This is a genomic window from Arthrobacter sp. 001422645 (genome assembly GCF_059816125.1).
Genome location: NZ_JCBANT010000022.1, coordinates 1 through 15,865, shown reverse-complemented (window position 1 = coordinate 15,865; position 15,865 = coordinate 1). Strand labels below are relative to the sequence as shown.

14 protein-coding genes are annotated in these 15,865 nt (G+C 69.3%); 8 read left to right on the top strand and 6 right to left on the bottom strand.

Annotated elements, in window-relative coordinates:
- Positions 1 to 28: 28 nt before the first annotated feature.
- Positions 29 to 937: a factor-independent urate hydroxylase gene (gene pucL, locus AC6EUH_RS17345; RefSeq protein WP_499739415.1), complete on the bottom strand. Its 909-nt coding sequence runs from the start codon at positions 935 to 937 to the stop codon at positions 29 to 31.
- A 369-nt stretch (positions 938 to 1,306) separates the two neighbouring features.
- Between pucL and AC6EUH_RS17340 the strand changes: the two genes are divergently transcribed.
- On the top strand, positions 1,307 to 1,474 hold the full coding sequence (locus AC6EUH_RS17340; protein ID WP_200913045.1) for a hypothetical protein: 168 nt from the start codon (positions 1,307 to 1,309) through the stop codon (positions 1,472 to 1,474).
- A gap of 54 nt (positions 1,475 to 1,528) precedes the next feature.
- On the opposite strand, the gene ligD is transcribed toward AC6EUH_RS17340, so the two are convergent.
- Positions 1,529 to 2,773, bottom strand: a complete 1,245-nt coding sequence (gene ligD / locus AC6EUH_RS17335; RefSeq protein WP_499739414.1) for a non-homologous end-joining DNA ligase — start codon at positions 2,771 to 2,773, stop codon at positions 1,529 to 1,531.
- Positions 2,774 to 2,845: 72 nt separating this feature from the next.
- Positions 2,846 to 4,210 (bottom strand): 8-oxoguanine deaminase, encoded by a 1,365-nt coding sequence (locus tag AC6EUH_RS17330; protein WP_499739425.1) that lies wholly within the window; start codon positions 4,208 to 4,210, stop codon positions 2,846 to 2,848.
- 375 nt (positions 4,211 to 4,585) lie between these two features.
- Here AC6EUH_RS17330 and AC6EUH_RS17325 point away from each other — a divergent pair, with 375 nt between their 5' ends.
- The 6 genes from AC6EUH_RS17325 (at position 4,586) to AC6EUH_RS17300 (ending at position 13,022) form a co-directional block, all read left to right on the top strand.
- Positions 4,586 to 5,080 (top strand): nucleoside deaminase, encoded by a 495-nt coding sequence (locus AC6EUH_RS17325; protein WP_056430527.1) that lies wholly within the window; start codon positions 4,586 to 4,588, stop codon positions 5,078 to 5,080.
- 14 nt (positions 5,081 to 5,094) lie between these two features.
- Complete coding sequence (locus tag AC6EUH_RS17320; protein WP_499739413.1) at positions 5,095 to 6,633, top strand: NCS2 family permease; 1,539 nt, start codon at positions 5,095 to 5,097, stop codon at positions 6,631 to 6,633.
- A 167-nt stretch (positions 6,634 to 6,800) separates the two neighbouring features.
- Positions 6,801 to 8,129 carry an XdhC family protein gene (locus AC6EUH_RS17315; protein WP_499739412.1) on the top strand — a complete coding sequence of 443 codons (1,329 nt, stop codon included), beginning with the start codon at positions 6,801 to 6,803 and terminating at the stop codon, positions 8,127 to 8,129.
- Positions 8,120 to 9,145: an FAD binding domain-containing protein gene (locus tag AC6EUH_RS17310; RefSeq protein WP_499739411.1), complete on the top strand. Its 1,026-nt coding sequence runs from the start codon at positions 8,120 to 8,122 to the stop codon at positions 9,143 to 9,145. Before AC6EUH_RS17315 ends, AC6EUH_RS17310 begins: the two co-directional genes overlap by 10 nt.
- 2 nt (positions 9,146 to 9,147) lie before the next feature.
- Positions 9,148 to 12,039 carry a molybdopterin-dependent oxidoreductase gene (locus tag AC6EUH_RS17305; protein ID WP_499739410.1) on the top strand — a complete coding sequence of 964 codons (2,892 nt, stop codon included), beginning with the start codon at positions 9,148 to 9,150 and terminating at the stop codon, positions 12,037 to 12,039.
- Entirely contained in the window at positions 12,039 to 13,022 is a 984-nt protein-coding gene (locus AC6EUH_RS17300) for an aldo/keto reductase (RefSeq protein WP_499739409.1), read from the top strand. The genes AC6EUH_RS17305 and AC6EUH_RS17300 overlap by 1 nt, the downstream gene beginning before the upstream one ends.
- Positions 13,023 to 13,055: 33 nt before the next feature.
- Here AC6EUH_RS17300 and AC6EUH_RS17295 read toward each other — a convergent pair whose 3' ends face one another.
- A complete protein-coding gene (locus AC6EUH_RS17295) occupies positions 13,056 to 13,580 on the bottom strand; it encodes a DUF488 domain-containing protein (RefSeq protein WP_499739408.1) in 525 nt (174 codons plus the stop codon).
- Between the two features lie 107 nt (positions 13,581 to 13,687).
- Between AC6EUH_RS17295 and AC6EUH_RS17290 the strand changes: the two genes are divergently transcribed.
- Positions 13,688 to 14,353 (top strand): uracil-DNA glycosylase, encoded by a 666-nt coding sequence (locus AC6EUH_RS17290; protein WP_499739407.1) that lies wholly within the window; start codon positions 13,688 to 13,690, stop codon positions 14,351 to 14,353.
- On the opposite strand, the gene nboR is transcribed toward AC6EUH_RS17290, so the two are convergent.
- On the bottom strand, positions 14,350 to 14,973 hold the full coding sequence (gene nboR, locus AC6EUH_RS17285; RefSeq protein ID WP_056430506.1) for a nicotine blue oxidoreductase: 624 nt from the start codon (positions 14,971 to 14,973) through the stop codon (positions 14,350 to 14,352). The two genes, AC6EUH_RS17290 and nboR, sit on opposite strands and share 4 nt — an antisense overlap.
- Before the next feature lie 79 nt (positions 14,974 to 15,052).
- Positions 15,053 to 15,865: transketolase-like TK C-terminal-containing protein (locus AC6EUH_RS17280; protein WP_499739406.1), on the bottom strand; the 813-nt coding region annotated here is incomplete at its 5' end.

Here is a 15,865-nt window from a genome sequence, read left to right as displayed (position 1 = left end):
CCGCGGCGTTGTGAACGGGCGGGGGTGCCTAGCAGAATCCGGCGATGCCGGACCAAGCGGCGTCGGCCGGTGCTGCCTCTTCGCGCTGGACCGTGGCCTCGATGAGGCCGTACGGGCGGTCGGCGGCGAAGAAGACCTCGTTGGGGTTGTCGAGGCCAAACGGCGAGAGGTCCACCAGGAAGTGGTGCTTGTTGGGCATCGAGAACTTGATTTCGTCGATCTCGCTGTGTGCCTCGAGGACCTTGGTGCCCATATCGAACAGGGTCTGCTGCAGGGCGTGGGAGTACTTTTCGGTGAAACCCTCCAGCAGGAGGGCCTTGACGTCGTCGTAGTTCTTGTTGAAATCGAGGGCGCTGAAATCGGTGCCGGCGTTGTAGCGCCAGCGTGCGGAGACGTCCGTGGCGAGGATCCGATCGGTGGTCTCAGGCAGGGTGGTGTACTTGTCCCGCGGGTAGCCGACGAAGCCTGACTGCGTGGACTTGAGGACCGTCAGGTCCTTGAGCCCCGAGATGAGGTGCCGGTCGGCGCCGTCGCGGACCAGCACTGCGGTCCGGACTTCCTGGCCGTTGCGCACGAAGGAGTGGTCGTGGGCCGCGCCGTGGGCCTGGATGCGGTCCCAGCTGTACGACTCGGCCTCCCAGCGGCCGCCGGTCACCCAGTCGAAGCTGGACGTGAAGTGGTCGCCGAGCCGGAGGAGGAAGGCTTCCGGGGAGCCGATGCCCTCCCGGGCGAAGGCGTAGATGGTGTTCTTCTGCGTGTCCGTGGCCACCACGTGGCTGTTGTCGCCTTCCAGGTGGGCCGCCGCGAAGTCGCCGCGGAGCTGCGAGGTGACGTTGAGGTCTTCGATCTCGTGGCGTTCAGTGTCGCGGGTGATCTTGACGACGCGGACTTCGGCCTTACCGTACTGGTTCTGTCCGAGGACGATCTTGTTGTTCATGGTGTGGTTCCCAACTTCCGGTATGTGGAATCAAACTCCCACATAGAAATTTCGTACGCGTTTCGCGTTCGTTTCTTTCACCGCCGGCCCACAAAAAAGAGCCGACGTCAGTTGACGCCAGCTCATTACAACCCTGCCTGCTGCTCCCAGGTTACGTGACCTGGGCCACGAATTACCTTCAAGGTTAGCCCAGGCCGGCGGTGGTGTACATCACAATCCCAACTTTCCGATTGTGACCGGGCGGGGTCTGCGGCGGGCGCGGAGGGTGTTGACGGGCGCGGGCCCGCGTCTTACAGTTTCCATAGGACAATAAATAGTTTCCGAAATGCGGAAACAATACGGAATAATGGCAAGAATGAGGAGGAACAGATGGACCAGCAGGATCAAAACAACGTCGCTGACTTTCCGGCGCCCGGCCAGGAGCTGTACCTGCCGTTCGGCGCCACGGATCCCGACTTTTACATCCCGGCCGACTGCGACCGCGCCGGCAGGGGATTCTCCCGCTGGCTGCGCGCGCTGCCGCTGTTCGGCCGCTAACCCCCGCAGGGGTTCTGTCGTACTGGAGGGGCGCGCCTCAACGAGCGCCCCGTGTCAGGACCCCGGGCGCCCCGGCCACTCCTTGCCCGCCCAGGGGTCGTAGTCGGCAATGAGCTCCTCCTGCGGCGGACGCTCCGCCTCGGGGACATGCTGCAGGTTCACCCGCACCCTGTACCAGAGCGAGCTCGATCCGCGCATTCCGTCGACCAGCACGTCGGCGGGGTGCAGCGCCGGGACGATGTCCGCATGCCGGGTCTTCCACTCATCCAGCGCCGCGAGCGCCTCGGGCTTGGTCCTGGTGCGGGCCACTTCGATGAGCGGCATCACCGACTGCCGGCGGCCGGAGCCGTCCCCGCCGCGCGGGGGCTTTTCGGCGGGGCCGAGCTCGGACGCCAACGCGAGGAGTTTGTCGAGTGAGCCCGCCGCACCGTCGATGCCGGCGTGTGGGTCGCCCCCGTCCGCGAAGCGCCGGGGCACTGTGCGCACCGTGAACAGTTCCGGCCGCGCGGAGCGGACCTCGTCCCATACGAGCGGCGTCGAGACCCGGGCGTCGGGCAGAGGCCGGATCGAGTACGCCGAGGCCACGGTGCGGTCTTTTGCGTTCTGGTTAAAGTCGACGAACACACTCTCGCCGCGCTCCTCCTTCCACCACCGCGCGGTGGCGAGGCCGGGCGCGCGGTTTTCGACCTCGCGGGCCAGGGTCTCGGCGGCAAGCCGCACGTCGCGGTATGACCACTGCGGCGAGATGCGCACCAGGATGTGGAGTCCGCGCGACCCGCTGGTCTTCGGCCACCCCACGAGTCCCGCGTCGCCGAGCACGTCGCGGGCGACATACGCAACGTCGACGATCTGGGACCAGCCGACTCCCGGCATCGGATCCAGATCGACACGCAGCTCGTCGGGGTGCTCGAGGTCCTCGGCGCGCACCGGATGCGGGTTGAGGTCCAGGCAGCCGAGGTTCACCACCCACGCCAGGCCCGCGGCATCCCGGATGACGGCCTCCTCGGCAGATGTCCCCGACGCGTAGTGCAGGGTCGCCGTGTCGATGAAGTCCGGATGGTTTTCCGGCACGCGCTTCTGGAAGAACGGCTCAGCGTCGATGCCCTTCGGGAAGCGCTTGAGCACCATGGGCCGGCCGCCCGCGCCCCGCAGCGCACCATCCGCCACGGCGAGGTAGTACCGCACCAGGTCCAACTTCGTCAGCCCGGGTTCGGGGAACACCACCTTGTCCGGGCTCGAGATCCGAACCTCAGTGCCGGCGATGTTGAGGATCTCGGCCGGGGCCTTCGATGGGCTCATTCCGACACGCTAGCAACGATCGGATGCCGCAGCCAGACCCGCGGCATACCGGCGAAGGCGGTCGGAAATCGTTCAGCCGTTCACCAGTCTCCGCGCCGCGGCGGAGTGCTCCGCAATGAGCCCGGCAAGGTCCAGCCCCGGAATGTGGCCGTCCACCACGCGCCATTGTCCGCCCACCATGACGCGGTCCGCCCTGTCGGCCGCGCACAGCAGCAGGGCCGCGACGGGGTCGTGACTGCCGGAGAAGCGCAGTTCGTCCAGGGTGAAGAGGGCCAGGTCCGCCTGCATCCCGGGGGCTATTTGGCCCAGGTCCGGCCGGCCCAGGACTGCGGCGGAGCCCCTCGTGGCCCAGCCCAGCGCCCGTTCCACCGGAACCTGCGCGCCGTAGCGCAGCCGCTGCAGGTACAGCGCCTGCCGCGCCTCCAGGATCATGTTGGAGGCATCGTTCGACGCCGAGCCGTCCACACCCAGCCCCACGGGCACCCCGGCGTCCTCCAGTTCCAGCACCCTCGCGGTTCCGGAGGCCAGACGCATGTTGGACGTGGGGCAGTGCGCGACGGCGGTGCCGGCGGCCCCCAGCGCTGCGATCTCGCCGTCGGTGAAGTGGATGCCGTGACCCAGCCATGTCCGGCCGGTCAGCCAGCCCACACTGTCGAGGTAGTCCACGGTCCGCAGGCCGAACATCTCCCGGCAGAACTCCTCCTCGTCCAGGGTCTCAGCGAGGTGGGTGTGCAGCCGGACATCGTGCCGCTCCGCCAGGGCGGCGCTTTCCGCCATGATCTCCCGGGTGACGGAAAACGGCGAGCACGGGGCCAGCGCAATCTGGATCGTGGCGCCGTCCCCTCGCTGGTGGTACTCGCCGATGAGCCGTTCGCTGTCGGCCAGGATCACGTCCGGTGACTGCACGGTGGACTGCGGCGGCAGGCCGCCGTCGTCCTCCCCGAGGCTCATGGATCCCCGGGTGAGCGTGGCCCGCATGCCGAGCCGGCGCACGGCCCGAACCTCGATGTCGATGGCGTCCTCCATGCCGTCCGGAAAGAGGTAGTGATGGTCCGCCGCGGTGGTGCAGCCGGACAGGAGCAGCTCGGCGAGCGCCACGGTCGTGGCCAGCTCCAAATCGCGGGGTGTGAGGCGCGCCCACACCGGGTACAGGTTCTGGAGCCAGGGGAAGAGCGGCGCGTTGGCCACCGGCCCCCACGCCCGGGTGAGGGTCTGGTAAAAGTGGTGGTGCGTGTTGATGAGGCCGGGCAGCAGGACGTGATTGCCGGCGTCGAACATCTCGCTGCAAGGGGCGGAGGGCAGCTGGCCGGCGGCGAGCACCTCCGTGATGACGCCGCCGCTGACCACCACTCCGCCGGAGGCGTCGAGGTTGTTGGCGGTGAAGGCGCCGCGGGGATTTTTGATCCAGAGCCGGGATTGCGGGGACGGTGTGGGCATCATGGTTTCCTGTCTGAGCGTGGGAAGGGAATGCCAGCTCAGTGATGCCCTGTCTGCTGATCCAGGGTGCCCGGCATCGAAGCCGGGTTTCAACAGGCTAGGGTGGCCGCGGCCGATCCGTCAATGGCCCGACGGAGTGAGAATCCGGAAACATAAATTTCACATCCCGAAATTAAGTTTCCAGAAATCTATGGCGCAGCTCACTTTCCGGTGCTAATCTCGATCTTGCCAAAGGCGGGCCCCCGGACCCCGGGGAAGCTATCTACCAGGCGCAACCTAACCCTCAAAAGCACACGCTGAAGTCTGGTAACCGTCGCATCTGGTCCTTCCGTCTCACCTCGGTATACCCGGCTTCCCGGCAAAGGGAGTCGCATCATGAGCAGCACCGTCACGGCCGAACATTTTCTGGCCAGATCCATCCAACTGGCCACGGCCAACGTCCTGAACAGCGGCGGGCCGTTCGGCGCCGTCATCGTCACCGCGAGCGGTCAAGCGTTCGACGGCGTCAACCGCGTCACCGCCACCAACGATCCCACCGCCCATGCCGAAGTCACGGCCATCCGGCGCGCCTGCTCCGAACTGGGCACGTTCGACCTGCGGGGGGCCACCCTCTACACGAGCTGCGAGCCCTGCCCCATGTGCCTCGCCTCCGCGCTATGGGCGCGGGTGGAGCGCGTCGTCTTCGCGGCGGACCGGCACGACGCCGCCTCGGTCGGCTTCGATGATGCCGTCTTCTACGAGTACTTCGAGAACGACAACCGGGATGTCCTGATGCCGGTGTCCAAGCTGGATCTGGGCGATCCGCAGGCCCCTGCAGTGCTGGAACCGTTCCACACCTGGAACACGCTCGGTTCCAGGATTGACTACTAGGGCCGGAGGCTGAGATGACAATCCTCGATCAGTCCCACGAAGGCCCGCAGCCGGCAACGGCGCCGGCCCCCAACGCCGCAGCCCACGCCAAGCGGCAGGACCGCAACACCCGGCCGCCGGCGTCCAACGCTTTCCTGGACCGCTTCTTCCACATCACCGAGCGCGGTTCGACACTCGCCCGCGAGTTCCGCGGCGGCCTGGTCACGTTCTTCACCATGGCCTACATCGTGATCCTGAATCCGCTGATTCTGGGCGGCTTCAGCGCCGGCAACGCCCCCACCGACGTGGCCGGCGGCTGGCTGTCGGCCGCGCAGGTCGGCGCGGTCACCGGACTCACCGCCGGCGTGATGACCATTCTGTTCGGGCTGGTAGCCAATCTGCCGTTTGGCCTGGCCGCGGGACTGGGCATCAACTCCTTCCTCGCAGTCTCGGTGATCAACGAGGTCACGTGGCCCGAGGCCATGGGCCTGGTGGTCATCAACGGCATCCTGATCGTGCTCTTCGGCGTCACCGGCGCCCGGACGGCCATCTTCCGGGCCGTCCCTAAGGAACTGAAGGCAGCCATCACCGTCGGCATCGGCCTGTTCATCGCGTTCATCGGCTTCGTCGACTCGGGCTTCGTCCGGGCGACGACAGCCGGGCCCCCCGTGCAACTGGGCGACAACGGTTCCATCAGCTCAGTTCCCACCCTCGTCTTCATCGTCGGACTCCTCGTCATGGGCATCCTCGTGGCCCGCAAGGTTCAGGGCGGACTGCTGATCGGGATCGTCGCCACCACGTTGCTCGCAACTCTCGTCGAGGCGGTCCTGCGCATCGGCCCCGGCAGCGACACAAACCCAGGCGGATGGCACTTGAACACCCCGGTGCTCTCCGGCCAGCTGGTGTCGGCGCCGGACCTGGGCCTGGTGGGACAGTTCGACCTGTTCGGTGCATTCGGCCGGATCGGCGGGCTTGCCGCCACCATGCTGGTCTTCACGCTGGTCTTCACCAACTTCTTCGATGCCATGGGCACCATGACCGGACTCGCCAAGAGCGCCGGGGTCGCCCACAAGGACGGCACGTTCCCGCGGCTCAAGTCGGCCTTCATCGTCGAAGGCGTCGGCGCGGTTGCCGGCGGAGCCACCTCGGGATCCTCCAACACCGTCTACATCGATTCCGCCGCGGGCATCGGCGAGGGCGCCCGGACCGGGCTGGCCTCCGTGGTCACCGGTGTCCTGTTCCTGGGCTCCATGTTCCTTACGCCGCTCACCAGCGTGGTTCCGCTGGAAGTAGCCGCCGCCGCCCTGGTGGTGGTGGGCGCCATGATGATGGCCCAGATCCGCGAGATCAAGTTCACCAAGTTCGCGGTGGCCCTGCCGGCGTTCCTGACCATCGTCACGATGCCGCTGAGCTACTCGATCGCCAACGGCATCGGCGTCGGCTTCATCTCATGGGTCATCATCGGGGCAGCGTCCGGGAAGGCCAAGAAGATCCATCCGCTCATGTGGGTGGTGACGGCCGGATTCCTGGTCTATTTCGCCCGAGGCCCCATCAACGCGCTGCTCGGCGCCTGACATCCGGACTTTCGCTGCGCTTTCGGACCGCCGCACCCGGGATCCCGGGTGCGAAAATCCGAAAGCGCAGCGATTCTGGGCCACGCCGCCGCGGCAGTGCTGTCCCCGGACAACGATTGGAACGAGAATATGCACACCATCGCCGTGCAGGAAATAGAGGTGCAGCCATGTTGGACCTGATGCCGTCGCTGGCGGCCTGGCCGCCGGCCGCCGCAGACCAGCCCTGCGCCGTGGCCACAGTGGTGGCCGCCAACGGTTCCGTGCCGCGCCCGGTGGGAACCTCCATGCTGGTGTCCGCGGCAGGCGATGTCCTGGGCAGCCTCTCCGGCGGCTGCGTCGAGGGCGCCGTCGTGGCTGCGGCCCTGGAGGTGATGGCCGACGGCGGCACCCGCCGCGAGTTCTTCGGCTACAGCGCCGAGGACGCGTTCGCCGTCGGGCTCACCTGCGGGGGCGAGCTGGACGTCCACATCGAACTGCTGACGGATGCCCTCGGCGGTCTCCGGCCGGAGGTCCTGAACACCACGGACGCCCACGGCCCCGGCACGGGCCTGGCGCTCATCCGCCGGCTCGACGCCGGGTCCCCGGGAGGTACCGGTGCCCGGCGGGGTGCCGGCGCCGTCATCATCCCGGATCCGGCCAGCTACCGGGTGGCGCAGTCCGAGGCCGTGGCCGCGCTATTGGGAGTACCCGGCGGGACCAGCCCCCGGCTCCGGGCGGCCGCCGCGCAACTGGAGCCCCTGCTGAGAAGCGGGACCACCGGGGTGGTACGGCTGGCGGCGGAATCCGGCTGCTACGGCGACGCGGACCGGCCCGCCGCCGGGCCCATCACCGTGCTGGTGGAGAGCAGGCTGCCGCCGGCCCGGATGCTGGTGTTCGGCGCCAACGATTTCGGCGCGGCCCTGGTGCCGGCCGCCCGGCTGCTGGGCTACCACGTGACCCTGTGCGATGCCCGGCCGGCCTTCACCCGGCAGGAGCGCTTCGCCCCGGCCGACGAGGTGGCGACGGACTGGCCGCACCGCTACCTGGCCGCGGAAGCTGCGTCCGGCCGGCTCGACGCCCGGACCGTTGTCTGCGTGCTCACCCATGATCCCAAGTTCGACATCCCCCTGCTGCAGACCGCGCTGCGCCTGGACCTGGCCTACGTCGGGGCCATGGGATCGCGGCGGAGCCACCGCCAGCGGCTGGAATCACTGCTCGCCGCCGGGGTGGCGCCGGCGGAGATCGAACGGCTGCATTCCCCAATTGGGCTGGACCTCGGCGCGGTCACCCCGGCCGAGGTGGCCGTCTCCATCACCGCGGAGCTGGTGGCAGCCCGGACCCGTTCCGCCCGCGGGCTGTCCTTGAAACACGGGAGCGGACCGATCCATCCGTACGGCGGTCCGGAAATCCCTATGCCGGAGCCCCATATCCCGGAAATCCGCACCCCGGATTTGAACACTCCGCACCGCACGCCGGAAATCCTTACCCCGCACCACCAGGAGATGCCATGGACATGAACACCATCGAGGCGGTGGTCCGCACCGCGGATCCGGCCGACTGGCAGGCCGGCGACGCCTGGCTGGCCGGCGGCACCGTGCTGTTTTCCTACGGCAGCTTCGCCTTCGGCCAGGAGCCGTTGCGGCGGCTGCTGGACCTCGGCTCCACCGGCTGGCCGGCCATCACCGTGTCCGAAGAAGGGATCGAACTCGCGGCCACCTGCACCGTCGCGGAGCTGTATGCCCTGCCCGCCGGCGACACCGTCCGGGCGCATGCGGCGTCGTGGCCCGCGCTGGAGCTGATCCGGCCGTGCTGCGATTCTTTTGTGGCGTCCTTTAAGGTCTGGAACATGTCCACCGTGGGCGGCAACCTCTGCACCTCCCTGCCGGCCGGACCCATGATCTCGCTCTGTGCGGCCCTGGACGGCGTGGGCACGGTGCTCGGTCCGGGCGGCGCCAGCCGCACCGTCCCCGTGGCGGAGTTTGTGACCGGGGACGGGCGCAACTGCCTGGCGCCCGGCGAGTTGCTCCGCAGTATCCACCTGCCGGCGCCGGCCCTTGCCTCGCGGGTGGCGTTCCGCCGGTTGTCGCTGAGCAATCTGGGCCGCTCCGGCGTGCTGCTGATCGGCAGGCTCGACGCCGACGGCACCCTGGTCCTCACCGTTACCGCCGCCACCAAGCGCCCCGTGCAGCTCCGCCTCCCCGGCTCTGGCAGCACCGGCACCGGCGGCACCGGCGCCCCCGGCACCGGCAGCCCCGGCGCCGGCAGCAGTGCGGAGTCAGGAGGCCGCGCGGCGGCCGGACTCGCCGCCGCGCTGGACGCCGCCATCCCGGACGGGCTCTACCACGACGACATCCACGGCCTGCCGGTCTGGCGCAAGGACATGACCTACCGCCTCGCCGAGGAAATCCGCGCCGAGCTGGCAGCCTCGGCCGGCACCGAGCCGGCCCGCGTCTCCGGCGACTTCTGGCCGCCGCGGCGCCCGTCACCGCAGGAGCAGGCACTGCAGGCTTCGCCACAGCAGGAAGGGGCCTGAACATGGCCATCGAGATCAATGACGCAATCACGATCAACGGCACCCTGGCACAGGCCGAGCCCAGGCCGGGGCAGTGCCTGCGGACGTTCCTGCGGGAGCAGGGCAACTTCGGCGTGAAGAAGGGCTGCGACGGCGGCGACTGCGGGGCCTGCACCGTCCACGTGGACGGTGCCCCCGTGCACAGCTGCATCTACCCCGCGGTCCGCGCGGAGGGCCGGGCTGTGACCACGGTGGAGGGCCTGGCCGGCACCGCCCGCACCGACGCCGGCGGCGAAACCGGCGCTGCGGGACTCCACCCCATGCAGCAGCAGTTCATGGAGCGGCAGGGCTTCCAGTGCGGGTTCTGCACCGCGGGCATGGTGATGACGGCGGCCACGTTCGACGACGAGCAGAAGGCCAACCTGCCCCGGAACCTCAAGGGGAACCTGTGCCGCTGCACGGGCTACCGGGCCATTGCGGACGCCGTCTGCGGCGGGGCCGCGCACGGCGAATCGAGCCACCCGGACCCCGCGGGGCCGGGATCCGGGATAGCCGGCGAGAGCCAGCCCGAGCCGCGCCCGGGCCAGCTGGGCGACGACGTCCCGGCCCCCGCCAGCCGGGCCATCGTCACCGGCGCAGCGCGCTATACCCTGGACGTCCCGGCGGCCGAGCTGTCCGGGCTCCTGCACGTGAAGCTCCTGCGCTCGCCGCACGCCCACGCCCGCGTGCTGTCCATCGACTCCGCGGACGCCCTGCGGATTCCCGGCGTCGAGGCGGTCTTCACCCACGAGGACGCGCCCGCGCAGCTGTTCTCCACGGCCCAGCACGAGCTCTACACCGACGACCCGGACGACACCCGCGTGCTCGACGACGTGGTCCGGTTCGTCGGGCAGCGGATCGCCGCCGTCGTCGCCGACAGCGTGGCCGCGGCGGAAGCCGGCGTCCGGGCACTCAAAGTGGAGTACCAGGTGCTGGATGCCGTGTTCACCCCGCAGGACGCCATGCGCCCCGGCGCGCCACTGGTCCACGGCGACAAGGACGCCGCGACGGCCCGCATCGGCCGGCCGGAACAAAATGTCGTGGCCGAGCTGCACTCCGAACTGGGCGACGTCGCCGCGGCCTTCGCCGCCGCGGATTTCATCCACGAGCAGACCTACCGCACCCAGCGGGTGCAGCACACCGCCCTGGAGACCCACGCCGCCATCGCCCTGATCGACGACGACGGCCGGCTCCAGATCCGCACCTCCAGCCAGGTGCCCTTCCTGGTCCGGCGCACCCTGGGCCGGGTCTTCGACCTCCCCGAGGACCGGATCCGGGTGGTCGCGGGACGGGTGGGCGGCGGCTTCGGCGGCAAGCAGGAAGTCCTCACCGAGGACATCGTGGCGCTCGCCGCGCTGAAACTGCGGCGCCCGGTGCAGCTGGAATTCACCCGCAGCGAGCAGTTCACGGCCTCCACCACCCGGCACCCGTTCACCATCCGCCTCAAGGCCGCCGCCAGCAACGAGGGCAAGCTGACGGCCCTGCAGCTGGAGGTGCTGACCAACGCCGGCGCCTATGGCAACCATTCCGTGGGCGTGATGTTCCACGGTTGCGGCGAATCCCTGGCCGTGTACAACTGCGCCAACAAGAAAGTGGACGCCCACGCGGTGTACACCAACACCGTGCCGTCCGGGGCCTTCCGCGGCTACGGACTGAGCCAGACGGTCTTCGCCATCGAGTCCGCCGTGGACGAGCTCGCCGCCGGGATCGGCATGGACCCGATGCAGTTCCGCCGCCGCAACATGGTCCGCGAGGGCGACGACATGCTCTCCACCCACCCCGACCCGGAGGAGGACGTGCTCTACGGCAGCTACGGGCTGGACCAGTGCACGCGTCTCGTGCAGGACGCCCTGGACCGCGGCCGGGAACGCTACCGGGACGCCGGCCTCGAGGACCTCGGCCCGGACTGGGTCACCGGGGAGGGCTCGGCGCTGTCCATGATCGACACGGTCCCGCCGCGGGGCCACTTCGCGCATTCCAGGCTCCGGCTCCTGCCCGACGGGACCTACCGGGTGGACGTGGGCACCGCGGAATTCGGCAACGGCACCACCACCGTGCACGCCCAGCTCGCAGCCACCGCCCTGTCCACCACAGCGGGCCGGATCACGGTCCGGCAGTCGGACACGGACCTGGTGGACCACGATTCCGGCGCCTTCGGCTCGGCCGGGACGGTGGTGGCCGGGAAGGCCACGCTGGCCGCGGCCGAGGAACTCGCGGTGCGGATCCGCGCCTTCGCCGCCGGCATCCGCCAGGTCCAGGCCTCCGGGTGTGTGCTGGAGGAGGACGCGGTGGTGTGCGAGGGAACCCGGGTGCCGCTGACGGAACTGCACGACGCCGCCGCAGTGGCCGGCGTCGACCTTTCCGGCGAGGGGCACTGGGGCGGGACCCCGCGGTCCGTGGCGTTCAACGTCCACGGCTTCCGGGTGGCCGTTAACACCGGGACGGGGGAGCTGCGGATCCTGCAGAGCGTCCAGGCCGCCGACGCCGGCGTCGTGGTCAACCCGCGGCAGTGCCGCGGGCAGATCGAAGGCGGGATCGCGCAGGCGCTGGGCGCCGCGCTGTATGAGGAGGTCAGGGTGGACGACGCCGGCCGGGTCACCACGGACATCCTCCGGCAGTACCACATCCCGTCCTTCGCGGACGTGCCGCGCAGCGAGGTGTACTTCGCCGACACCAGCGACAAACTGGGCCCGCTGGGCGCGAAGTCCATGAGCGAGAGCCCGTTCAACCCGGTGGCGCCGGCGCTGGCCAACGCCATCCGCAACGCCACGGGGGTCCGGTTCGCGGAGCTGCCCATTGCCCGGGACAAGATCTACCTGGGCCTGAAGGAAGCCGGGCAGACCACCCCAGTGCAGGTCCGGCCTATAGTCGGATGATGGAACAACGAATCTTGGGCAAGACCGGACGGAACGTCTCCATCGTTGGACTGGGGACCTGGCAGCTTGGCGCGGACTGGGGCAACGTGGACCCCGCGCAGGCGCAGGCCATCCTGGCCGCCTCGGCGGAAGCAGGGGTCACGTTCTTCGACACGGCGGACGTTTACGGCGACGGCCGCAGCGAACAGGCCATCGGAAAATTCCTGGCCGACAACCCGGGCCTGGACATCACGGTGGGCACCAAAATGGGCCGCCGGACGGAACAACGGCCGGAGAACTACAACCTGGCCAACTTCCGCGAATGGACGGACCGCTCCCGGCGGAACCTGGGGACGGACTGTCTGGACCTGGTCCAGCTGCACTGCCCGCCCACCCCCGTGTACAGCAACGCCGAGGTCTACGACGCGCTGGACACCCTCGCGGCGGAGGGGGCCATCCGGAACTACGGCGTCAGCGTGGAGCGGACCGACGAAGCCCTCGAAGCGCTGCGGCACGAAGGCACGGCCACTGTCCAGATCATCCTCAATGCCTTCCGGCTCAAGCCGCTGGACGAGGTGCTGCCCGCGGCGGAGGCCGCCGGCGTCGGCATCATCGCCCGCGTGCCGCTCGCGTCGGGGCTGCTCTCCGGCAAATACACCGCGGACACGTCCTTCGCGGCGGACGACCACCGGAACTTCAACCGCGCCGGCGCGGCGTTCGACGTCGGGGAGACCTTCTCCGGTGTGGACTTCGGGCAGGGCCTGCAGGCGGTGACCGAGTTCGAGGAACTGGTGCCCGACGGCGTCAGCACCGCCCAGGCGGCCATCGCCTGGATCGCGGCGCAGGACGGCGTCAGCACGGTGATCCCGGGCGCCCGCAACGTGGAGCAGGCCCGCTCCAACGCCGAAGCGGCGGAGGTCAACGGGATCGACGCAACGTTCGACGTCGGCGTCCGGGAAATCTACGACAAGTACTTCCGCGCCTCGATCCACCCGCGCTGGTAGCAGCTTCCCGCGTTGCGGTGGGGTTACCGGCCGTCAGCCCGCCGGGTACCAGATCCGCTCTCCTTCGACGCGTGCGAAGGAGGTCAGGGTGTGGGGTTTGGCGGACTTCTCCGTCATGATGTCCAGGACCTGGACATTCCGGACCAGGAGCGCGTCGCCGATCAGCGAGCGATGGCAGCGCCACGGTACCGCCTCAGCGCACATGATCGCCGCATCGTTGGTCCGCCCGCGTTCCAGCAGCTGGCCGATGGCAGTGGCAAATTCCTCGGTCTGCATGTAGTCCGCGTATCCCCGGAACGACGCGTTGCGCCAGGCGCCATTGGGGCTGTCCTTCCGGGCATGCCGCAGGCCGCCGAGGGATTCCATTCGCCTGTACGTGATCCCGCTGGCCCGCACACTCGCCGCCAGGGCATCCGCATTAAACTGCGGGTTGTGCCGCGACTTCGGGACAGTGCGCACATCGATCAGTTTCTTGACGCCGTGAGCCTGCAGTATGCGAATGAATTCGTCGATGGGGTGGGTGGAGTGCCCCACTGTGAAGATGGTCATGTCCGCCATGCCCCCATGCTATGGCGGCCAGTGTCGGTGGCGGAGTGGCCTGTGTCGGCGGCGAGGCGGGCCGGATATTCTGGTGGACCGACCAGACGCCAAGGGAACGGGCAGGAATGAATTCATCGGCCATCGGGGGCTTTGTGGACCGGCTCGCTTCGGTGGAAACGGGACCGGGGTGCGCCAACTTCTTCGACCACACCGCCCCGGGAAATGCACTGCGCCGGCGGAACCTGGCGATCTACCTGCAGGAAATGCGGGATCGCTCCCCGAGAGTGCTGCTGGTGGGGGAGGCGCCGGGCTTCCGGGGCATGAGGATCACCGGGGTTCCCTTCACCAACCGCACCATGTTTGAGGGCCCCGCCAACGGGTTCGGGCTGTTCGGGCCGGGCAAGGGGTATGCGCTGCCGGCGGATGCTGCGGGTGTCGCGGCGGAGCCGACGGCCACGGTGATGTGGGCGGTGCTGGCCGAACTGGATTTCCTGCCCCTGCTGTGGAGTGCCTGCCCGTGGCATACCCACGTGCCCGGGCGGCCGCTGTCCAACCGCACGCCGACGTCGGCCGAGGCGGCGCTGGGAACCCCGTTCTGGCAGGCGCTGACGGAGCTTTTTCCCATCGAAACGGTGGTGGCCGTGGGGAATGTGGCGCACCGCAGCCTGCAGCGCAGCGGCCTGGACGTGCCAAAAATCAGGCATCCCGCCCACGGCGGCCGGTCCGGGTTCAAGCGCGGTCTTCAGGAGCTCCTGGTCCCTCCCGGCGCAGTGGCGGGCACCGGGTCCTAGTCGAGGAGATGCAGCTGGTCCGGGGTGTCGAGGTCCGCACCGCCGGTGAGGTCGCTGCAGTCCACCAGGTCGACCAGCCCGGGGTGGGCCTGAAGGAAGAAGCGCGCTCCGGCGTCGCCCGTTGCCGTGTCCGTGGCTTCAGTGCGGAGTCCGGCGTCGATGAGCAGCGGATGGCCCCGCCGCAGTTTCCCTTCCGCGTCCCGGTAGGCGGCGGCCGTCACCCGGCCGGGCCGGTGGGCTGCCAGCAGGCGGGCGACGGTTTCGGGGGTCAGCCCGGGCTGGTCCACCAGTGCGATGAGCACATGGTCCTCCGGCGCTGCCGCAGCGACGCCCAGCCGGAACGAGCCGCCCATGCCGGTGGCCCAGTCCGGGTTGTCGATGACCCGGTGCCGGCTGAGGTCGGTGGCGGCACGGACCGTTGCCGCGTCCGCGCCCAGCACCGCCACCACTTCCCGGCAGCCGCCGTCGAGCAGCACGTCGGCCAGGGCTTCCACGAGCGTGCGGCCGCGGAACCGGAGCGCCGCCTTGGGCCCGAGTCCCAGCCGCCTCCCGGCGCCGGCGGCGAGCAGGACCGCCGTCGTTGACCCCGCCGTGGTGAGTGGTTCCGATGAATCAGCCATGGTCCCAGCCTATGCACCCGGATGACAGTTGACGGCAGTCCCGGGCCGGACACTGCCGTCAACTGCGTACTCGATGGCGTCAGGCGTCGCCGCCCGCTCCGCCGGTGGTGCCGGCGTTGACGTCCAGGAGCTTGTAGCGGTCCATCGCATAGGCGGGGACCCCGCCGTCGACCTCGCCGCGGGAGGCGAGCATCTGCAGGGTCTTCACCACAATCGAGTGGGTGTCGTTCTTGAAGAAGCGGCGGGCTGCGGCGCGGGTGTCGGAGAAGCCGAAGCCGTCGGCGCCGAGCGAGGCGAACTGGTGCGGCAGGAACTGGCGGATCTGGTCCGGGACGGCCTTCATGTAGTCGGTGACCGCCACGATCGGACCGGCGGCCCCGGCGAGCTGCTGGGCGACGAACGGCACGCGGGCGGGCTGGCCGGGGTTGAGGAAGGCTTCCTCTTCGGCAGCGAGTCCGTCCCGGCGGAGTTCGTTCCAGGACGTCACGGACCAGACATCGGCGGAGACGCCCCAGTCCTCGGCGAGGATCCGCTGGGCCTCGAGGGCCCAGGGGACGGACACGCCGGAGGCCAGGATCTGGCTCTTGGGCCCTTCCGCGTCCGACGCCGACACCCGGTAAATGCCCTTCAGCACACCGTTGACATCGAGGTTCTCCGGTTCGGCCGGCTGGAAGATGGGCTCGTTGTAGACCGTGAGGTAGTACATGAGGTTCCGGTCGGGGTCATTGGCGGCGGCGCCGGGACCATACATCCGCTCCAGGCCGTCCCGGATGATGTGGCCCATTTCGTAGCCGTATGCGGGGTCGTAGGTGAGCACGGCCGGGTTGGTCGCGGCCAGGATGGGGGAGTGGCCGTCGGCGTGCTGCAGGCCTTCACCGGTGAGGGTGGTGCG